Here is a 14,479-nt window from a genome sequence, read left to right as displayed (position 1 = left end):
GTGACGTGAAGCATCCGCCGAGGGGCCGTCCGAAGGTCGGCCCCCGAGGCGGTTCCCCGGACAAGGGCACCGAAGGTGCCCGCAGTCCGGTAGCGACGAGCGACTACCGCGCGCCGGAGGCGCGCGACAGGAGCGAGTCGCGCATATTTTCCCCAAGTTTTTGCCCGACTGAGCGCGCCTTCGGCGCGCGAAGGAGGTGCAAAAAGTGGGTGTTCTAGAGGAAGTCCTCGATGTGGTCGACGACTTCGTTCGGGGTGTCGCCGACGGGGACGCCCGCGTCGTTGAGGGCGTTGATCTTGGATTCGGCGGTGCCGGTGCCGGAGCCGGAGACGATGGCGCCGGCGTGGCCCATACGCTTGCCCGGCGGGGCGGTACGGCCGGCGATAAATCCGGCGACGGGCGTGTCCATGTTGGCGCCGATGAACTCGGCGGCCTCTTCCTCGTCCTCGCCACCGATTTCGCCACACATGACGACGGCGTCGGTGTCGGGGTCCTGCTCGAACATGTCGAGGGCGTCGACGAAGTCCGTCCCGATGATGGGGTCGCCACCGATACCGACGGCGGTGGTCTGGCCGATGCCGCGGTTGGTGAGGCTGTCGACGACCTGGTACGTCAGCGTCCCGGAGCGGGAGACGAGACCGACGTTGCCGTCGGAGAAGATGTTACCCGGCAGGATGCCGAGTTTGGCTTCGCCGGGGGTGATGACGCCGGGGCAGTTCGGCCCGACGAGGTGGGTGTCGGTTTCCTTGAGTTTGCGGTAGACCTTCGACATGTCCTGCTGGGGGATACCCTCGGTGATGGCGACGACGAGGTCGACGGGGGAGTCGAGCGCCTCGAAGAGGGCGTCAGCGGCGAAGGCCGGGGGGACGAAGACGACGGATGCGTCGGCGTCCTCCTTGCGGGCGGCCTCGTGGACGGTGTCGTAGACGGGGACGCCGGCGACTTCCTGGCCGCCGCGGCCGGGGACGGCGCCGGCGACGACGTTGGTTCCGTACTCCATCATCTGGCTGGTGTGGAACTCGCCCTCACCGCCGGTGATGCCCTGTACCACGACGCGCGTGTCGTTGTCGACTAGAATGGACATGTTAGTTCGCCTCCTCTGCGTATTCGACCGCACGCTGGACGGCGTCTTCCAGCGTCTTTTCGACGGTCACGAGGTCGGTGTTCAGGATTTCCATACCTTCCTCGGCGTTGGTGCCGGCGAGGCGGACGACGACCTTCTTCGGAATCTCATCGAAGCTTTCGAGGGCTTCGTTGATACCGCGGGCGACCTCGTCGCCACGGGTGATGCCGCCGAAGATGTTGAAGACGACCGCGTCGACGTTCTCGTCGGAGAAGACCATATCGAGTGCGTTGGCGACGCGTTCGGCCTTGGCGCCACCACCGATGTCGAGGAAGTTGGCGGGTTCGCCGCCGTAGTAGTCGACGAGGTCCAGCGTCGTCATGACGAGGCCGGCGCCGTTGCCGATGATACCCGTGTTGCCGGAGAGGCGGACGTAGTCGAAGCCGTACTCGTTGGCCTTGGCTTCGAGTTCGTCGCCTGCGGCTTCGTCTTCCATGGCTTCGAGGTCCGAATGCCGGAAGAGGGCGTCCTCGTCGATGTTCATCACGGCGTCGGCCGCGATGACTTCATTGTCGGCCGTGACCATCAGCGGGTTGACCTCGATTTCGGTCGCGTCCTTGGCCTCCCAGAGGTCGTAGAGCTGCGAGAGGATGGAGGCGACGTCGTTGGCGACCTCGCGGTCGACGCCCGCCTCGTAGACGGCCTTCCGGGCCTGGAAGGGATGCATCCCGAAGGCGGGGTCGATGTGTTCCCGAACGATTGCGTCGGGGTCTTCCTCGGCGACTTCCTCGATGTTGACGCCGCCGCGGGTCGAGACCATGGCGACGGGCTTGCCGACGGTCCGGTCCATCGTCACGCCGACGTAGAGTTCGTTCGTGAAGTCGACGGCAGCCTCGACGAGGACCTTGTCGACGTGCAGTCCCTTGAGATCCATCCCGATGATTTCGTCGGCGGCCTCGCGGGCCTCGTCGGCGTCGTCGACGAGTTTGATACCGCCCGCTTTACCGCGGCCGCCCACCTGTACCTGCGCCTTGATCGCGACGGGGTAGCCGATCTCCTCGGCCGCCTCGACCGCCTCGTCGACGGTCGATGCGAGCGTGGAATCCGGAACCGGAATCCCGGCATCGGCAAAGACTCCCTTCGCTTGATATTCGTGTAGCTTCATCCACCTGTGTTGGTGACCGGCAGGCGCTTAAATCGTGCCATATACTGCCGTATTCGTGGTAACACGGGACACGCATGGCGGTTGATTTCACGAACAGTTGTTCACGAATTTGACGCAAAATCGACGGGATGGCGCCGATCGAAGGACTCTGATTGACGGGTTGTTCGTATGACAGAACCGGCTAGAGGTTGTCCTCCGGCCTGATGTCCCAGTGGTCGGCGATGACGCCGTCGACGCCGAGTTCGGCGAGGTCCGCGGCTTCCTCGCGGGTGCGGACCGTCCAGGCGTTGACGCTCAGGCCCTGCCGGTGTGCGGCGCCGATCAGTCGCTCGGTACAGGCGTCGATGGCGGGGTGGACGTACTCGCAGTCGAGTTCGCGGGCGGTCCGGACCGCATCCTCGTCGTCGTCGGTAATGAGTGCCCGCGGCACGGAGGGTGCAGCGGTCCGACAGTCCGCCAGCGCGTCCGGTAGAAACGAGGAAACGAGCGTCTGGGGGTGGAGCGAACTCATTCGCGTCAGCGCGTCGATGGCGAGGTCGGGTTCCTTGAGTTCGACGTTGACACCGATGTGGTTCGGGACAGCGCGCAGGACTTCCGAGAGGGTTGGCACGCCCTCGCCGGTGCCGAGGACGTCGAGGTCGCGGAGTTCGTCGATGGTGTGGTCGGCCACGGCGCCGGCCCCGTCGGTCACGCGGTCGACGGTCGCGTCGTGAATCACGACGAGTTCGCCGCTTTCGCACCGCCGTACGTCGATTTCGATTTCGTCCGCGTAGGCGGTGGCCTCGTCGACTGCCTGACGGGTGTTCTCCGGGAACGCCCCCGCGAAGCCACGGTGGGCGATGAGTCGCATATCTCTCCCTGACGGATTGGTGAATAAGTGCCTGTCGTATGGCATCGAATCGGTATATAAAAACGCTCGCCACGGGGTGGAAGTATAGCGGCGGCATCTTCCGGAAGTCAAAATCCGTCCCATAGCGCCGTCGAATAGTGTCAATTATCCCTATCCACCGGTTGCTCTCCGATAGGCATGGCAGACAGAGAAACATGGGCGACGCGACTCGGTTTCATACTCGCTTCGGTCGGCTCGGCCGTCGGTCTCGGGAACATCTGGCGGTTCCCCTATCAGACAGCCGAGTTCGGCGGGGCGGCGTTCCTCGTCGTCTACCTGATTGCTGTACTGATTATCGGTCTCCCGGCGATACTCGCGGAGTTCGTCATCGGTCGCCGGGCGGGCCTGAGTGCTATCGACGCCTTCGACGAACTCGGCTTCCCCGGCTGGCGGGCCGTGGGCGCTCTGGGCGTCTTCGCCGGCTTCTGGACGCTGTCGTATTACAGCGTCGTCGGCGGCTGGGTCTTCCGGTACATCATCGGGAGCCTGACGGGCGCGTACCTCTCGGCGCCCGGCGAGTACTTCGGCGCCGTCTCCGCCGGCCCCGAGGCCATCGCCTTCCATGCGGTCTTCATGGCCGTGACGGTCGGCATCGTGGCCTTCGGGATTCGGGGTGGTATCGAACGCGCGACGCGCGTGATGGTCCCCAGTATCGTCGTGCTGCTGGTCGGACTCGCAGTCTACGCGTTCACGCTTCCCGGCTCCGGTGCCGGCTACGAGTATTTCCTCCAGCCCGATTTCTCGGTCATCGCGGCGAACTATCAGGCGGTCATCCCGGCCGCGGTCGGACAGGCGCTGTTCTCGCTGTCGGTCGGTTTCTCGGTGATGATTACTTACGCCTCCTACATCGGTGACGACGAGGACATGTTCGTCGACAGCGGCGCCATCGCGGTGACGAACACCTTTGTCGGCATCGCTGCCGGCCTCGTCGTCTTCCCGCTGCTCGCGGTTCAGGGCGGGAATTACGGTTCGGCAGGCCCGGGCGCCATCTTCGTTTCGGTGCCGACCGCGCTCTCGGAGGTGCCGTTCGGTGCCGCCGTCGGCTTCGTCTTCTTCCTCATCGTGGCCGTCGCGGCGCTTTCCTCCGCGATATCGCTCCTCGAAGTCGTCGTCTCTCACTTGGTCGATACGTACGGTTTCGAGCGCAAGCGGACGACGCTCCTGCTCGGCAGCGCCATCTTCCTGCTCGGCGTGCCCTCGGCGAGAGACACCGCGTGGCTGACGTGGTTCGACAACATCGGCGTGAACCTGCTCGTTCCGGCGACGGTCCTGCTCGTCGTCTTCTTCGTGGGCTGGGTGCTCGCCGGTGATGCCGTCGAGGAGATTCAGGCGGGCACGGAGACCTTCGAGTCCCTCGGACCGGTCTGGCTGTGGTCGGTGCGGACGCTCGTGCTGCTGGCCGTTCTCGGCACGCTGGCGCTGAGCGTCTTCGAGTTGACCGGCGCCCCGCTGTAGGCGGATTCGGGGCCGCCCCTTCGTTATCCGATAGCGGAACGCCTTTTTCGTTGCTGGCCGTTCCCCGAGCAAGGCGGTCACTATGACGATGGATGACAAGATAGAGGAGTTACGGGAGAAGAAGCGGGAGGCCGAGCAAGGCGGCGGCGAGGAGCGCATTCAGGCCCAACACGAGAAGGGCAAGATGACCGCCAGAGAGCGCATCGAGTATTTCCTCGATGACGGTACCTTCCAGGAGTTCGACCAACTGAAAACCCACCGGTCGACGAACTTCGACATGGACGAAGACCAGCCCTACGGCGACGGCGTCGTCACGGGCTACGGCGAGGTCGACGGCCGACAGGTCTTCGTCTTCGCGCACGATTTCACCGTCTTCGGCGGCTCGCTCGGCGAAGCCTTCGCCGAAAAGGTCTGCAAAGTCATGGACCGGGCTATCGAGACGGGCGCACCGATTATCGGCCTGAACGACTCCGCGGGCGCCCGGATTCAGGAGGGCATCGACTCGCTGGCCGGCTACGCCGATATTTTCCACCGAAACCAGAAGGCCTCCGGCGTCGTCCCGCAGATTTCGGCCATCATGGGTCCGTGTGCGGGTGGGGCAGTCTACTCGCCCGCGATTACGGACTTCATCTTCATGGTTCAGGACACCAGCCACATGTTCATCACCGGGCCGGACGTCATCGAGACGGTCACCGGCGAGGAAGTCGGCTTCGAGGAACTCGGTGGCGCTTCGACCCATACCAGCGAATCCGGCGTCGCCCACTTCGGCGAAATCGACGAGGAGTCGGCGCTGGACGACATTCGACGCCTGCTGTCGTATCTGCCGTCGAACAACGTCGAGGACCCGCCGCGAGTCGAACCGTGGGACGACCCCGAGCGCCGCGACGAGGAACTGGAGAACATCGTGCCCGCCGAACCGCAGAAGCCCTACGACATCGTCGACGTCATCGACCGGGTGGTCGACGAGGAGTCCTTCTTCGAGGTCGCGGAGGGGTACGCGCGCAATCTCGTGACCGGGTTCGGTCGACTCGACGGCCGGTCGGTCGGCGTGGTCGCCAACCAGCCCCGCGTCAACGCGGGGACGCTGGACATCGACTCCTCGTTGAAGGGGTCGCGGTTCGTCCGCTTCTGTGACGCCTTCAATATCCCCATCGTCACCTTCGTCGACGTGCCCGGCTTCATGCCCGGGACCGACCAGGAACACAACGGCATCATCAAACACGGCGCGAAACTGCTCTACGCCTATTCGGAGGCAACGGTGCCGCTCCTGACGGTCATCACGCGGAAGGCCTACGGCGGGGCCTACGACGTGATGGCGTCGAAGCATCTGGAGGCGGACGTGAATTACGCGTGGCCGACCGCCGAAATCGCGGTGATGGGCCCGCGTGGCGCGGTCAACATCCTGTATGACGACGAACTGGAAGCCGCCGACAACGTCGAAGAACGGCGCCAGCAACTCATCGACGAGTACCGGGATGCGTTCGCGAACCCCTACACGGCCGCCGAGCGCGGCTTCGTCGACGACGTGCTGGAACCCCAGGAGACGCGGCCGCGACTCATCAACGACCTGGAGATGCTGGAATCGAAGCGCAAGGACCAGCCGGACCGCAAGCACGGGAACATCCCGCTGTAACGATGCGACTCGACATCCCCGACGACGCCGACGAGGACGAGGCGGCGGCCATCGCCGCCGTTATCCGCTCGCATATGCGGGCACAGGAAGAGACAGAAGAGGAAGACGTCGAACCGGAATGGTCCGGTAACCGCTGGCGGTTCACCGGCCGTGTGAACTCGCTGCAGAACCGCATGGTTCGCGTGCCGACCGACGCGCCGCGGGACGCCTGGAGTGCGGCCGGCCGAACCGACCGATACTGAGCCGGCCCCCGTTTCGTCAACCGTCCTCTTCCGGATAGTATACGTCCTTTCCTGCGAAAACTCTCCCGGAGTTGGTAATTGTTAAAATCGATAGAATGACGTATGCCCCGTGATTTTCTACCCACAGGATGTTCGATAAGGTACTCGTTGCCAACCGAGGTGAAATCGCGGTGCGCGTGATGCGCGCCTGCGACGACCTCGGCGTGGACACCGTCGCTGTCTACAGCGATGCGGACAAACACGGCGGCCACGTGCGATACGCCGACGAGGCGTACAACATCGGGCCTGCCCGTGCAGCCGACTCGTATCTCGACCACGACGCGGTCATCGAGGCCGCCGAAAAGGCCGACGCCGACGCCATTCACCCCGGCTACGGCTTCCTCGCGGAGAACGCCGAGTTCGCCGGGAAGGTCGAAGCCCACGACGAGATTACGTGGGTCGGCCCCTCCTCTGAGTCGATGGAACAGGCCGGCGAGAAGACCAAGGCCCGGAAAATCATGGACAAGGCGGACGTGCCCATCGTCCCCGGGACTACCGACCCCGTCACCGACGTCGAGGAGGTCCACGAGTTCGGCGAGGAATACGGTTACCCCATCGCCATCAAGGCCGAAGGCGGCGGTGGCGGCCGCGGGATGAAAATCGTTCAGGAACCCGACGAAGCCGAAGACCAACTCGACGCCGCAAAGCGCGAGGGCGAGGCGTACTTCGACAACGACTCGGTCTATCTCGAACGCTATCTGGAGAACCCCCGGCACATCGAGGTACAGATTCTCGCCGACGAACACGGCAACGTCCGGCATCTCGGCGAGCGTGACTGCTCGCTGCAGCGCCGCCACCAGAAGGTCATCGAGGAAGGCCCCTCGCCGGCCCTCTCCGAGGAACTCCGGGAGGAAATCGGTGAGGCGGCCCGCCGCGGTGCTGACGCCGCCGACTACTACAACGCGGGCACCTTCGAGTTCCTCGTCGAAGAGGAGGACCGCGAGGACGGCGAACTGCTCGGCCCCGATGCGAACTTCTACTTCCTCGAAGTCAACACCCGCATTCAGGTCGAACACACCGTCACCGAGGAACTGACGGGCATCGACATCGTCAAATGGCAACTCCGCGTCGCCGACGGCGAGGAACTGACCTTCTCGCAGGACGACGTCGAACTCGACGGCCACGCCGTCGAATACCGTATCAACGCCGAAACCGCCGCCGAGGACTTCGCGCCCGCGAAGGGTGGCAAACTCGAAACCTACGACCCACCGGGCGGCATCGGCGTCCGCCTCGATGACGCGCTCCGGCAGGGCGACGACCTCGTGACTGACTACGATTCGATGATCGCGAAACTCATCGTCCACGGATCGGACCGCGAGGAGTGTCTCGCCCGCTCGGACCGCGCGCTCGCCGAATACGACATCGAGGGCATCCCGACCATCATCCCCTTCCACCGGCTGATGCTCCGGGACGACGAGTTCACCTCGGGGACGCACACCACGAAATACCTCGACCACGAACTCGAACAGGAACGGCTCGAAGAGGCTCAGGAGAAGTGGGGTACCGGCGACGTCGAATCCTCCAGCGAGGAGGACGTCGTCGAACGGGAGTTCACCGTCGAGGTCAACGGCAAGCGCTTCGAGGTCGAACTCGAAGAGCGCGCCGAGTTCGCCGCCGAACGCCCCTCCGCGCCCGGCCCCTCGGGTGGCGGTGGCGGCGGCGGAGGCGGTGGTGGCGGAAGCGACGGCGGGTCCGCACCGGCCGTCACCGCCGACGGCGAGGTCATCAACGCCGAGATGCAGGGAACCATCCTCGAAGTCAACGTTGCCGAGGGTGACACCGTCGAAGCCGGTGACGTTATCTGCGTCCTCGAAGCGATGAAGATGGAAAACGACGTCGTCGCCGAAATCGGCGGCACCGTCGCCGAAATCGCCGTCGCCGAAGGCGATTCGGTCGATCAGGGCGACCCGCTGGTCGTTCTCGATTAAGAGTCCCACCTCTTTTTATAAGAGTCTGACCACCTCACGCCGTCATGCCGAATAACCGAACTCCTCGGCGATGACGCGCGCCTTCAGCACGAAGAACCCGCCGGCAATGAGCGTAAAGCCGAGCGCCATCGTGGCCGTCAGTTCCTCGTCCAGCAGGAAGATGCCGCCGATGGTGGCGAAGACGGGGACGACGTAGGAGACGAGGTTGATTTCCAGCGGGCCGAATCGGTCCAGAAGGGTGAAGTAGATGACGTAGGCGACGGCGCTGGCGAGGACGCCGAGATAGACGATGGCGACGATGCTGGTTGGTGAGAGCCGGACGCTGGCGACTGGTTCGCCGGCCGCGAGACTGCCGGCGTGGAGGAAGAGGCCACCGAGAAGCATCGCCCACGCGGTCATCGGTGCCGTATCCAGCGTCGGGGTGCGCGTCCGGAGGAGGACGCTGCCGAGGGCGACGCTGCCGGCGGCGGCGATGACGAACGCGATGCCGACCAGTTCGGCCGCGAGCAGGTTCGATGGGTTGGGTCGAGCTATGACGCCGACGCCCGCTAGACCGATGAGGACGCCGACCATGCGCCGGCCGGTCAACGGTTCGGACGGAAGAAAGACCGCCGCGAAGCCGGTGGTCAGGATGGGGACGAGCGCATAGAGGATGGAGGCGATACCGCTCGGGATGGTCTGTTGGCCGACGAAAAGCAGGCTGTTGCCGGCGATGAGGAATGCGCCTGCGATGAGGATGGCGAGACCGTCTTCCCGGGTTTTCGGTCGCCAGTCGGTACTGCGGACGACGAGGAACGTGAGCAGCAGTGTGCCGCCGACGTCGTACCGGAACGCGGCGAAAAGCAGCGGTGGCAGCGTTTCGAGCCCCGCCGAGATAGCTGGGAAGGACAGTCCCCACAGCGCCGAGAGAGCGACGAAAAGCCCCAGATTGCGTCCGATGTTCATCTGTCGGTTCTGGAAAAGAGGAGATAGAGGAGTAATGCGCCGAACGGAACCGCGATGAGGCCGAGGCTGCCGAGCGCCAGAAGCATCGTAATGTGGCCGCCGCCGATATCGGTCTGGAGGCCGAGTTGTTGGGGGAGTATCGGCGCCGCAAGCGTTACGCCGAGAGCGACACCGATGGCCACGGCCACGCCGGTTCCGACCGGGTCACGGATGTGGCTTTTCACACTCCCGATACACCTCGGGGTGATAAGTAACTATCCGAGGAGGATGGTTGACAACAGGAGGACCGTCGCCGACCAGAGCACCGCAATCGACCCGACGAGTGCCGAGAGGATGCCGGCCTCGTGGCGGTGTCTGCCGGCCCAACCGCAGGCGCTGACGAAGAGCATGCCGACCAGCAGATGGGCGGGAACCAGCGCCCAGATGTACGGGTCGTGGCCGACGCGCTCGGCCACCCAGATGAGACCCGTGGTTACGACGGCGGTGTCGGTTCCGCCGAGTTGTTCGACGACGATAGCCGAGGCCACGCCGTCGAAGGTGATGACGCCGACCGTATAGAGACCGGCCAGTTGCAGTTCGGTGAGCGCGTCGGTGTAGACTAGACCGAGGACGAAATACGTCACCACGGCGAGCAGTCCGGCCCCGATGGGGGCGATGGCGAGCCAGACGAGTCGCAGCGGCGTGAAATCGGCGTGTGAGAGCAGCGACCCGCCGAGGATGAGGCCGGCCACAGTCCCCGTTGTAGCCAGATAGCGGTCCCGGTAGGCGAGGTCACGGAGGGTGGCCAGTTCGATACAGCCGACCCAGCTCGCGGCCGCGAGTGCCGCGATGCCAGCGGTGACCGCAAGCGGAGAGGCGTCGACTGCGAGGAGGTCGTAGGCACCGATATGCGCCGCGATGACGGCGATGGCGGCGGTGACGGTCCAGGGGGCAGCGGCGAGCACGGTCCGCCAGGTCGGTACGACGACCTGTGCGGCGAGGCCACCCATGGCGACGGCCGCGAGTACCGCGGCCGCCTCGACGGACGTGAGCATGTGGTAGAGGTGACGCGGGCGCCGAGAAAGCGCTTGTGGCTTCGGCGCCCGACGGGAGTCGGGGAGATATGACTGTCGTGGCGATGCGAGAGGTTATACCGGACGCGGACACACACTCCCCCGATGGGACGATTCGCTGACGCCTTGCCGGTCGGGCCGCTGTTAGTGCTCGGTGGTATCGCCGCCATCGCCGTCGCGGGCCAACGGGCCTACGCCGCGGAGACGCTCGACCCGATTCTGATACTGGCGCTGACGCCGGTGTTCCTCTCGGGCGGGTTCCTGCTGTCGCTCGGGGTCCGGGTACGAACGCTATCGGCGGATTCGGGCCGCGTCCTCCTGTGGACGGTGGCCGGCGCGGCCGCCGTCGGCTTTTCGGCCGACGCCGTCCTCCTGCGGACGCGCGTTTTCGGTGCCGAGTTGGACCCCCTGCTCATGATATCGACCGTCGCCTCGGTCGGGGCCGCGGGCGGTGCCATCGCCGCCTTCGTCGATACGCGCCGCCGCAACACGGTCGGTGACCTCGAAGCGCGGGCCGAACGGGCCGAACGGACGCTGGATGCGGCCCGCGGGTTCGTCGTCGCGCGTCTCGACCCCGAGGGCTACATCGAGGACTGGAGCGAGGGCGCGGCCGACCTCACCGGCTTCGCTCCCGGGGACGTCGTGGGCGCGCGCCTCGACGCCCTCTATCCGGAACACAGCGACCGGGAGCCGAAACAGGACCTCCAGCGTGCGCTCCGGACCGATGCTGTCGAGTTCGAAGACGAGTTCCGACAGGCCAACGGCGAGACGTTCTACGGCCGGGGGACCCTCACCGCGGTTCAGGACGACGATACCCTGCTCGGCTACGTCCTGCTGCTCGCCGACCGGAGCGACGAACGCGCGAAACGCGAGCAACTGGAGCGCCGCAACGCCCAACTCGAAGCCTTCGCCAGCGTCGTCAGCCACGACCTCCGGAACCCGCTCAACGTCGCTATCGGCAACATCGGCATGGCCAAGGGCAAGGAGGACAACGAGCAGCAACTCCAGACCGCCGAGGAATCCCTCGAACGGATGGAGAAACTTATCGAGGAGGTTCTCACCCTCGCCCGTCAGGGCAAGGACGTCGACGAGTTCGAACGCGTCGACCTCGAAGAGACGGTCAGTCTCGCCTGGAGCAGCGTCGACGAGATGTGGGCCGAACTCGACTACGGCGACCTGCAGGACATCACCGCCGACGGCGAGCGGGTCAGACGCCTCTTCGAGAACCTCTTTCGGAACGCCATCGAACACGGCGGCGAGGACGCCCGGATTCGTGTCGGAATGATCGACGACGAGGGCTTCTTCGTCGAGGACAACGGCCCCGGCATCCCCAAGCACAAACGCGACGAAATCTTCGATGCCGGCTTTACGACCGGCGACGAGGGCACCGGCCTCGGGTTGGCTATCGTCCAAAGCATCGCGGAAGCCCACGGCTGGGATATCGAGGCCGCGGAGAGTTCCTCGGGCGGGGCCCGCTTCGAAATCACCGGCGTCCAGACACTGGCCGACCGCTGACCTCTCCCCTTACAGCGTCGTGCCGAGATACGAGATCGCCAGCAACACCACCCCGACTATCAGCGCGGTCAACAGAAACAACCCACCCTTCTGTAACAGGTACATACGGTACTATTGTCAACAGCGTAACTAAATACCACGAGAGCAGTTTCGGTATCTGATAACGCCGTTATCGCGGGAAGAACGCGCTCGGAAAGGCAGTGATGCAGGCTGCCAGCCCGAAGACGGAGCCTATCGGCGGGTCGCCTCTAGGCGGCCGATGCTTCGGCGGCCCGATATAAATACGCCGGACCGAAAACGGCGTTCGAAACCCGTTGTCGGCAGTCTCCCGTCAGTCATCGGCCTTGGCGCGTTTGAACGGCCCCGGGGGCAGACGGAGTTCCTCTAACTCCGGCAGGTGCTTGACGTTGTAGACGATACGGAGCGTCTCCGTGAGCGGTTCGCCGACACAGGACAGCCGGATGTCCCGCTCGACGAGTTCTGGAGGTAGGATGTGGTCGACCGGCTGTGAGAGTTCGCCCTCGACTACCTTGACCGCGCAGTTCGCACACGCCCCGCCCCGGCAGGCGAAGGGCCATGTGAAGCCGCGTTCCTCGGCGGCTTCCAGCAGCAACTCGTTTGGTTCGACGAGAAAGCGACCGTAATCCCGCGTATCGAGGTCCGCCGCCGATGCCTTCTCGAAGAGGTCGTCGTCGGTGACCGACCAGCCGAAATCCGCCAGCACCTCGTAGTTGAGATACTCCACGCGCGAGGGCCGTTCCTCGGGCGGCTTCTCGGCGGTCGGTTCGGAATCCGACGTCGTTCCGTTCGTCGCCGTGGCATCTTCCGCGGCGTCGCCATCGCCGTCGACATCGACGTCGCCGTTCAGAATCGACTCGTAGGCGCCGCGGACCCGCCGGAAGGCTTCCCGTGAGCCGCCGTGGTCCGGGTGGGCGTCCTTGATGCGCTCGCGATAGGCCCGTTCGACCGTCTCCTCGTCTGCTCCGGGCTCGATCTCCAGCACCTCGAACGGGGACGGCATTACGGAGCCCTAGTCGGATGGGACGGATAAACCCCTGTCCCGTAGCAATTCGTGCTGGTGGTCGCGGCGGACGGCAATAAAAGAGGAATCGAACCGCTAGCCGAGGAAGTACCGGGTCCACGGATACCGCTCGACGAGCGGTTGGCCGCCGACGTCGTATTGCTCGATGTAGGCGTCGAGGCCGAGGATACGGCCGGCGCCGAACGCGGCCACCGAGAGGAACACCAGCATATACGCGAAGTCGCCGTTGATGTAGCCGTGGCTGATGTCCCAGTTGCCCAGATAGAACATGAGCATCATGAACGCACCCCAGAAGGCGGCCAGTCTGGTGAGACAGCCGACGAGCAAGCCGAGGCCGATGAGGACCTCGCCCCACGGGACGGCGATGTTCACGAAGTCGACGAATAACGGGGTGTTCCCCATACTCACGAACAGGTCCGCGACCGGACTGCCGTTTGCCGGCGGGGCGTTCTGAAGGTAGCCCGCGGCGCTGAAACTACCGGACAGTACCTTATCGACCCCGCTTTGCAGGAACGCCAGCCCCATCATGAGCCGCAACGCGAGGATGAACCAGACGCTCAGCGTATGGAGTTGGCCGCTCGCCGTGTAGCTACCGATGGTGCTTTCCAGCCGTACTTCTTGGGATGCCATACCACATCATATTTCATGGATGTGGTATTTAAATATTCATGCGAGGTTGACGGGTGTGGCTCGCGTCGTTCCACGACTCGTCATCCCCGGCGACGCGTCAGCGGCCAATCGTTCCCTGTCGGGTAATCGGTGCTTCGGGGTTGATACAGAAGGCGACGATAGTCGACTCCTCGGTGGCGGTCACGGCGACGTCCTCGCCGTCGGTCACGAGCGCGCTTTCGGTGAATCCGACGTGGGCGTCCTCGCCGACGGTCACCGCGCCGTCGAACACGTAGAGGTAGGTATCCCACCCGGCGCGTGTGGGAAGTGCGACGGTCGCGTCCTCGTCGAGTCGGCAGTCGTAGAACGCCACGTCGTTGCGGACGTACAGCGGCGCGTCCCCGCCCTTCGGGCCGAAGAGGTGGCGCCACTCGTTTGCCGTCTGCTCGGGGATGGGTTCGTGCTGGATGTCCGGCTCCAAATCGAGGCTATGGGGGCGGACGAAAATCTGGAGCATCCGCAGCGGCGGGTCCCCGGCCTCGGTTTCTTCGGCGTGCCAGAAGCCGCTGCCGGCGTTCATCACCATCAGATGCTCGGGGTCGGTCACCAGTTCGTTCCCCTGCCGGTCGTCGTGGCGCATCACGCCCTCGGGCACCCACGAGATGATCTCTTCGTTGCGGTGCTGGTGCATCCGAATCAGCGTGCCGGGGTCCATGAACGACTCGACGACGGTCGCCAGCGGACCGTAGCCGTGGTCGTCGTGGTCAGGAAGCGTGCGCCCGGGGAAGTTGAAATTGGTTCGAAACTTGCCCTGATTCTGCGAGACATCTGTTTGTGGGGCCGTATATATCTGCGCCTGTGTTTTCGCCGATGGGGTGTTTTCCATTAGGTCTCGCTATGCT

14 protein-coding genes are annotated in these 14,479 nt (G+C 64.7%); 5 read left to right on the top strand and 9 right to left on the bottom strand.

Going from position 1 to position 14,479, the window contains the following annotated elements; translation table 11 throughout:
* Positions 1–214 precede the first annotated feature (214 nt).
* The 3 genes from sucD to HWV23_RS03500 all read right to left on the bottom strand — a co-directional run bounded on the left by sucD (position 215) and on the right by HWV23_RS03500 (position 3,078).
* On the bottom strand, positions 215–1,084 hold the full coding sequence (sucD, locus tag HWV23_RS03510; RefSeq protein WP_178289040.1) for a succinate--CoA ligase subunit alpha: 870 nt from the start codon (positions 1,082–1,084) through the stop codon (positions 215–217).
* 1 nt (position 1,085) lies between these two features.
* Positions 1,086–2,228, bottom strand: coding sequence for an ADP-forming succinate--CoA ligase subunit beta (gene sucC / locus HWV23_RS03505; protein WP_178289039.1), 1,143 nt, complete (start codon positions 2,226–2,228; stop codon positions 1,086–1,088).
* A gap of 181 nt (positions 2,229–2,409) precedes the next feature.
* Positions 2,410–3,078 (bottom strand): glycerophosphodiester phosphodiesterase, encoded by a 669-nt coding sequence (locus tag HWV23_RS03500; protein WP_246282724.1) that lies wholly within the window; start codon positions 3,076–3,078, stop codon positions 2,410–2,412.
* Between the two features lie 177 nt (positions 3,079–3,255).
* On the opposite strand from HWV23_RS03500, the gene HWV23_RS03495 reads away from it, so the two are divergent.
* The 4 genes from HWV23_RS03495 to HWV23_RS03480 all read left to right on the top strand — a co-directional run bounded on the left by HWV23_RS03495 (position 3,256) and on the right by HWV23_RS03480 (position 8,414).
* Complete coding sequence (locus HWV23_RS03495) at positions 3,256–4,572, top strand: sodium-dependent transporter (RefSeq protein ID WP_178289037.1); 1,317 nt, start codon at positions 3,256–3,258, stop codon at positions 4,570–4,572.
* 82 nt (positions 4,573–4,654) lie between these two features.
* Positions 4,655–6,205 carry an acyl-CoA carboxylase subunit beta gene (locus HWV23_RS03490; RefSeq protein WP_178289036.1) on the top strand — a complete coding sequence of 517 codons (1,551 nt, stop codon included), beginning with the start codon at positions 4,655–4,657 and terminating at the stop codon, positions 6,203–6,205.
* 2 nt (positions 6,206–6,207) lie between these two features.
* Positions 6,208–6,447 carry a DUF8022 family protein gene (locus HWV23_RS03485; protein WP_178289035.1) on the top strand — a complete coding sequence of 80 codons (240 nt, stop codon included), beginning with the start codon at positions 6,208–6,210 and terminating at the stop codon, positions 6,445–6,447.
* 128 nt (positions 6,448–6,575) lie between these two features.
* Positions 6,576–8,414 (top strand): acetyl-CoA carboxylase biotin carboxylase subunit, encoded by a 1,839-nt coding sequence (locus HWV23_RS03480; RefSeq protein ID WP_178289034.1) that lies wholly within the window; start codon positions 6,576–6,578, stop codon positions 8,412–8,414.
* 42 nt (positions 8,415–8,456) lie between these two features.
* Here the strand turns inward: HWV23_RS03480 and HWV23_RS03475 are convergent, their stop codons facing one another.
* The 3 genes from HWV23_RS03475 to HWV23_RS03465 are packed head-to-tail and all read right to left on the bottom strand — an operon-like array spanning position 8,457 to position 10,393.
* Positions 8,457–9,359 carry a DMT family transporter gene (locus HWV23_RS03475; protein ID WP_178289033.1) on the bottom strand — a complete coding sequence of 301 codons (903 nt, stop codon included), beginning with the start codon at positions 9,357–9,359 and terminating at the stop codon, positions 8,457–8,459.
* Positions 9,356–9,583: a hypothetical protein gene (locus HWV23_RS03470; protein ID WP_178289032.1), complete on the bottom strand. Its 228-nt coding sequence runs from the start codon at positions 9,581–9,583 to the stop codon at positions 9,356–9,358. The genes HWV23_RS03475 and HWV23_RS03470 overlap by 4 nt, the downstream gene beginning before the upstream one ends.
* Positions 9,584–9,613: 30 nt before the next feature.
* A complete protein-coding gene (locus tag HWV23_RS03465; protein ID WP_178289031.1) occupies positions 9,614–10,393 on the bottom strand; it encodes a hypothetical protein in 780 nt (259 codons plus the stop codon).
* A 123-nt stretch (positions 10,394–10,516) separates the two neighbouring features.
* Here HWV23_RS03465 and HWV23_RS03460 point away from each other — a divergent pair, with 123 nt between their 5' ends.
* A complete protein-coding gene (locus tag HWV23_RS03460; RefSeq protein ID WP_178289030.1) occupies positions 10,517–11,926 on the top strand; it encodes a two-component system sensor histidine kinase NtrB in 1,410 nt (469 codons plus the stop codon).
* A gap of 331 nt (positions 11,927–12,257) precedes the next feature.
* On the opposite strand, the gene fer is transcribed toward HWV23_RS03460, so the two are convergent.
* The 3 genes from fer to HWV23_RS03445 form a co-directional block, all read right to left on the bottom strand.
* Positions 12,258–12,947 (bottom strand): ferredoxin Fer, encoded by a 690-nt coding sequence (fer, locus tag HWV23_RS03455; protein ID WP_178289029.1) that lies wholly within the window; start codon positions 12,945–12,947, stop codon positions 12,258–12,260.
* Positions 12,948–13,043: 96 nt separating this feature from the next.
* Positions 13,044–13,598, bottom strand: coding sequence for a DoxX family protein (locus HWV23_RS03450; protein WP_178289028.1), 555 nt, complete (start codon positions 13,596–13,598; stop codon positions 13,044–13,046).
* A gap of 97 nt (positions 13,599–13,695) precedes the next feature.
* Complete coding sequence (locus HWV23_RS03445) at positions 13,696–14,463, bottom strand: pirin family protein (RefSeq protein ID WP_178289027.1); 768 nt, start codon at positions 14,461–14,463, stop codon at positions 13,696–13,698.
* Between the last annotated feature and the right edge of the window lie 16 nt (positions 14,464–14,479).

This window comes from Natronomonas halophila, from assembly GCF_013391085.1.
Taxonomy (GTDB): domain Archaea; phylum Halobacteriota; class Halobacteria; order Halobacteriales; family Haloarculaceae; genus Natronomonas; species Natronomonas halophila.
This window is presented reverse-complemented; position numbering and strand designations above follow the sequence as displayed.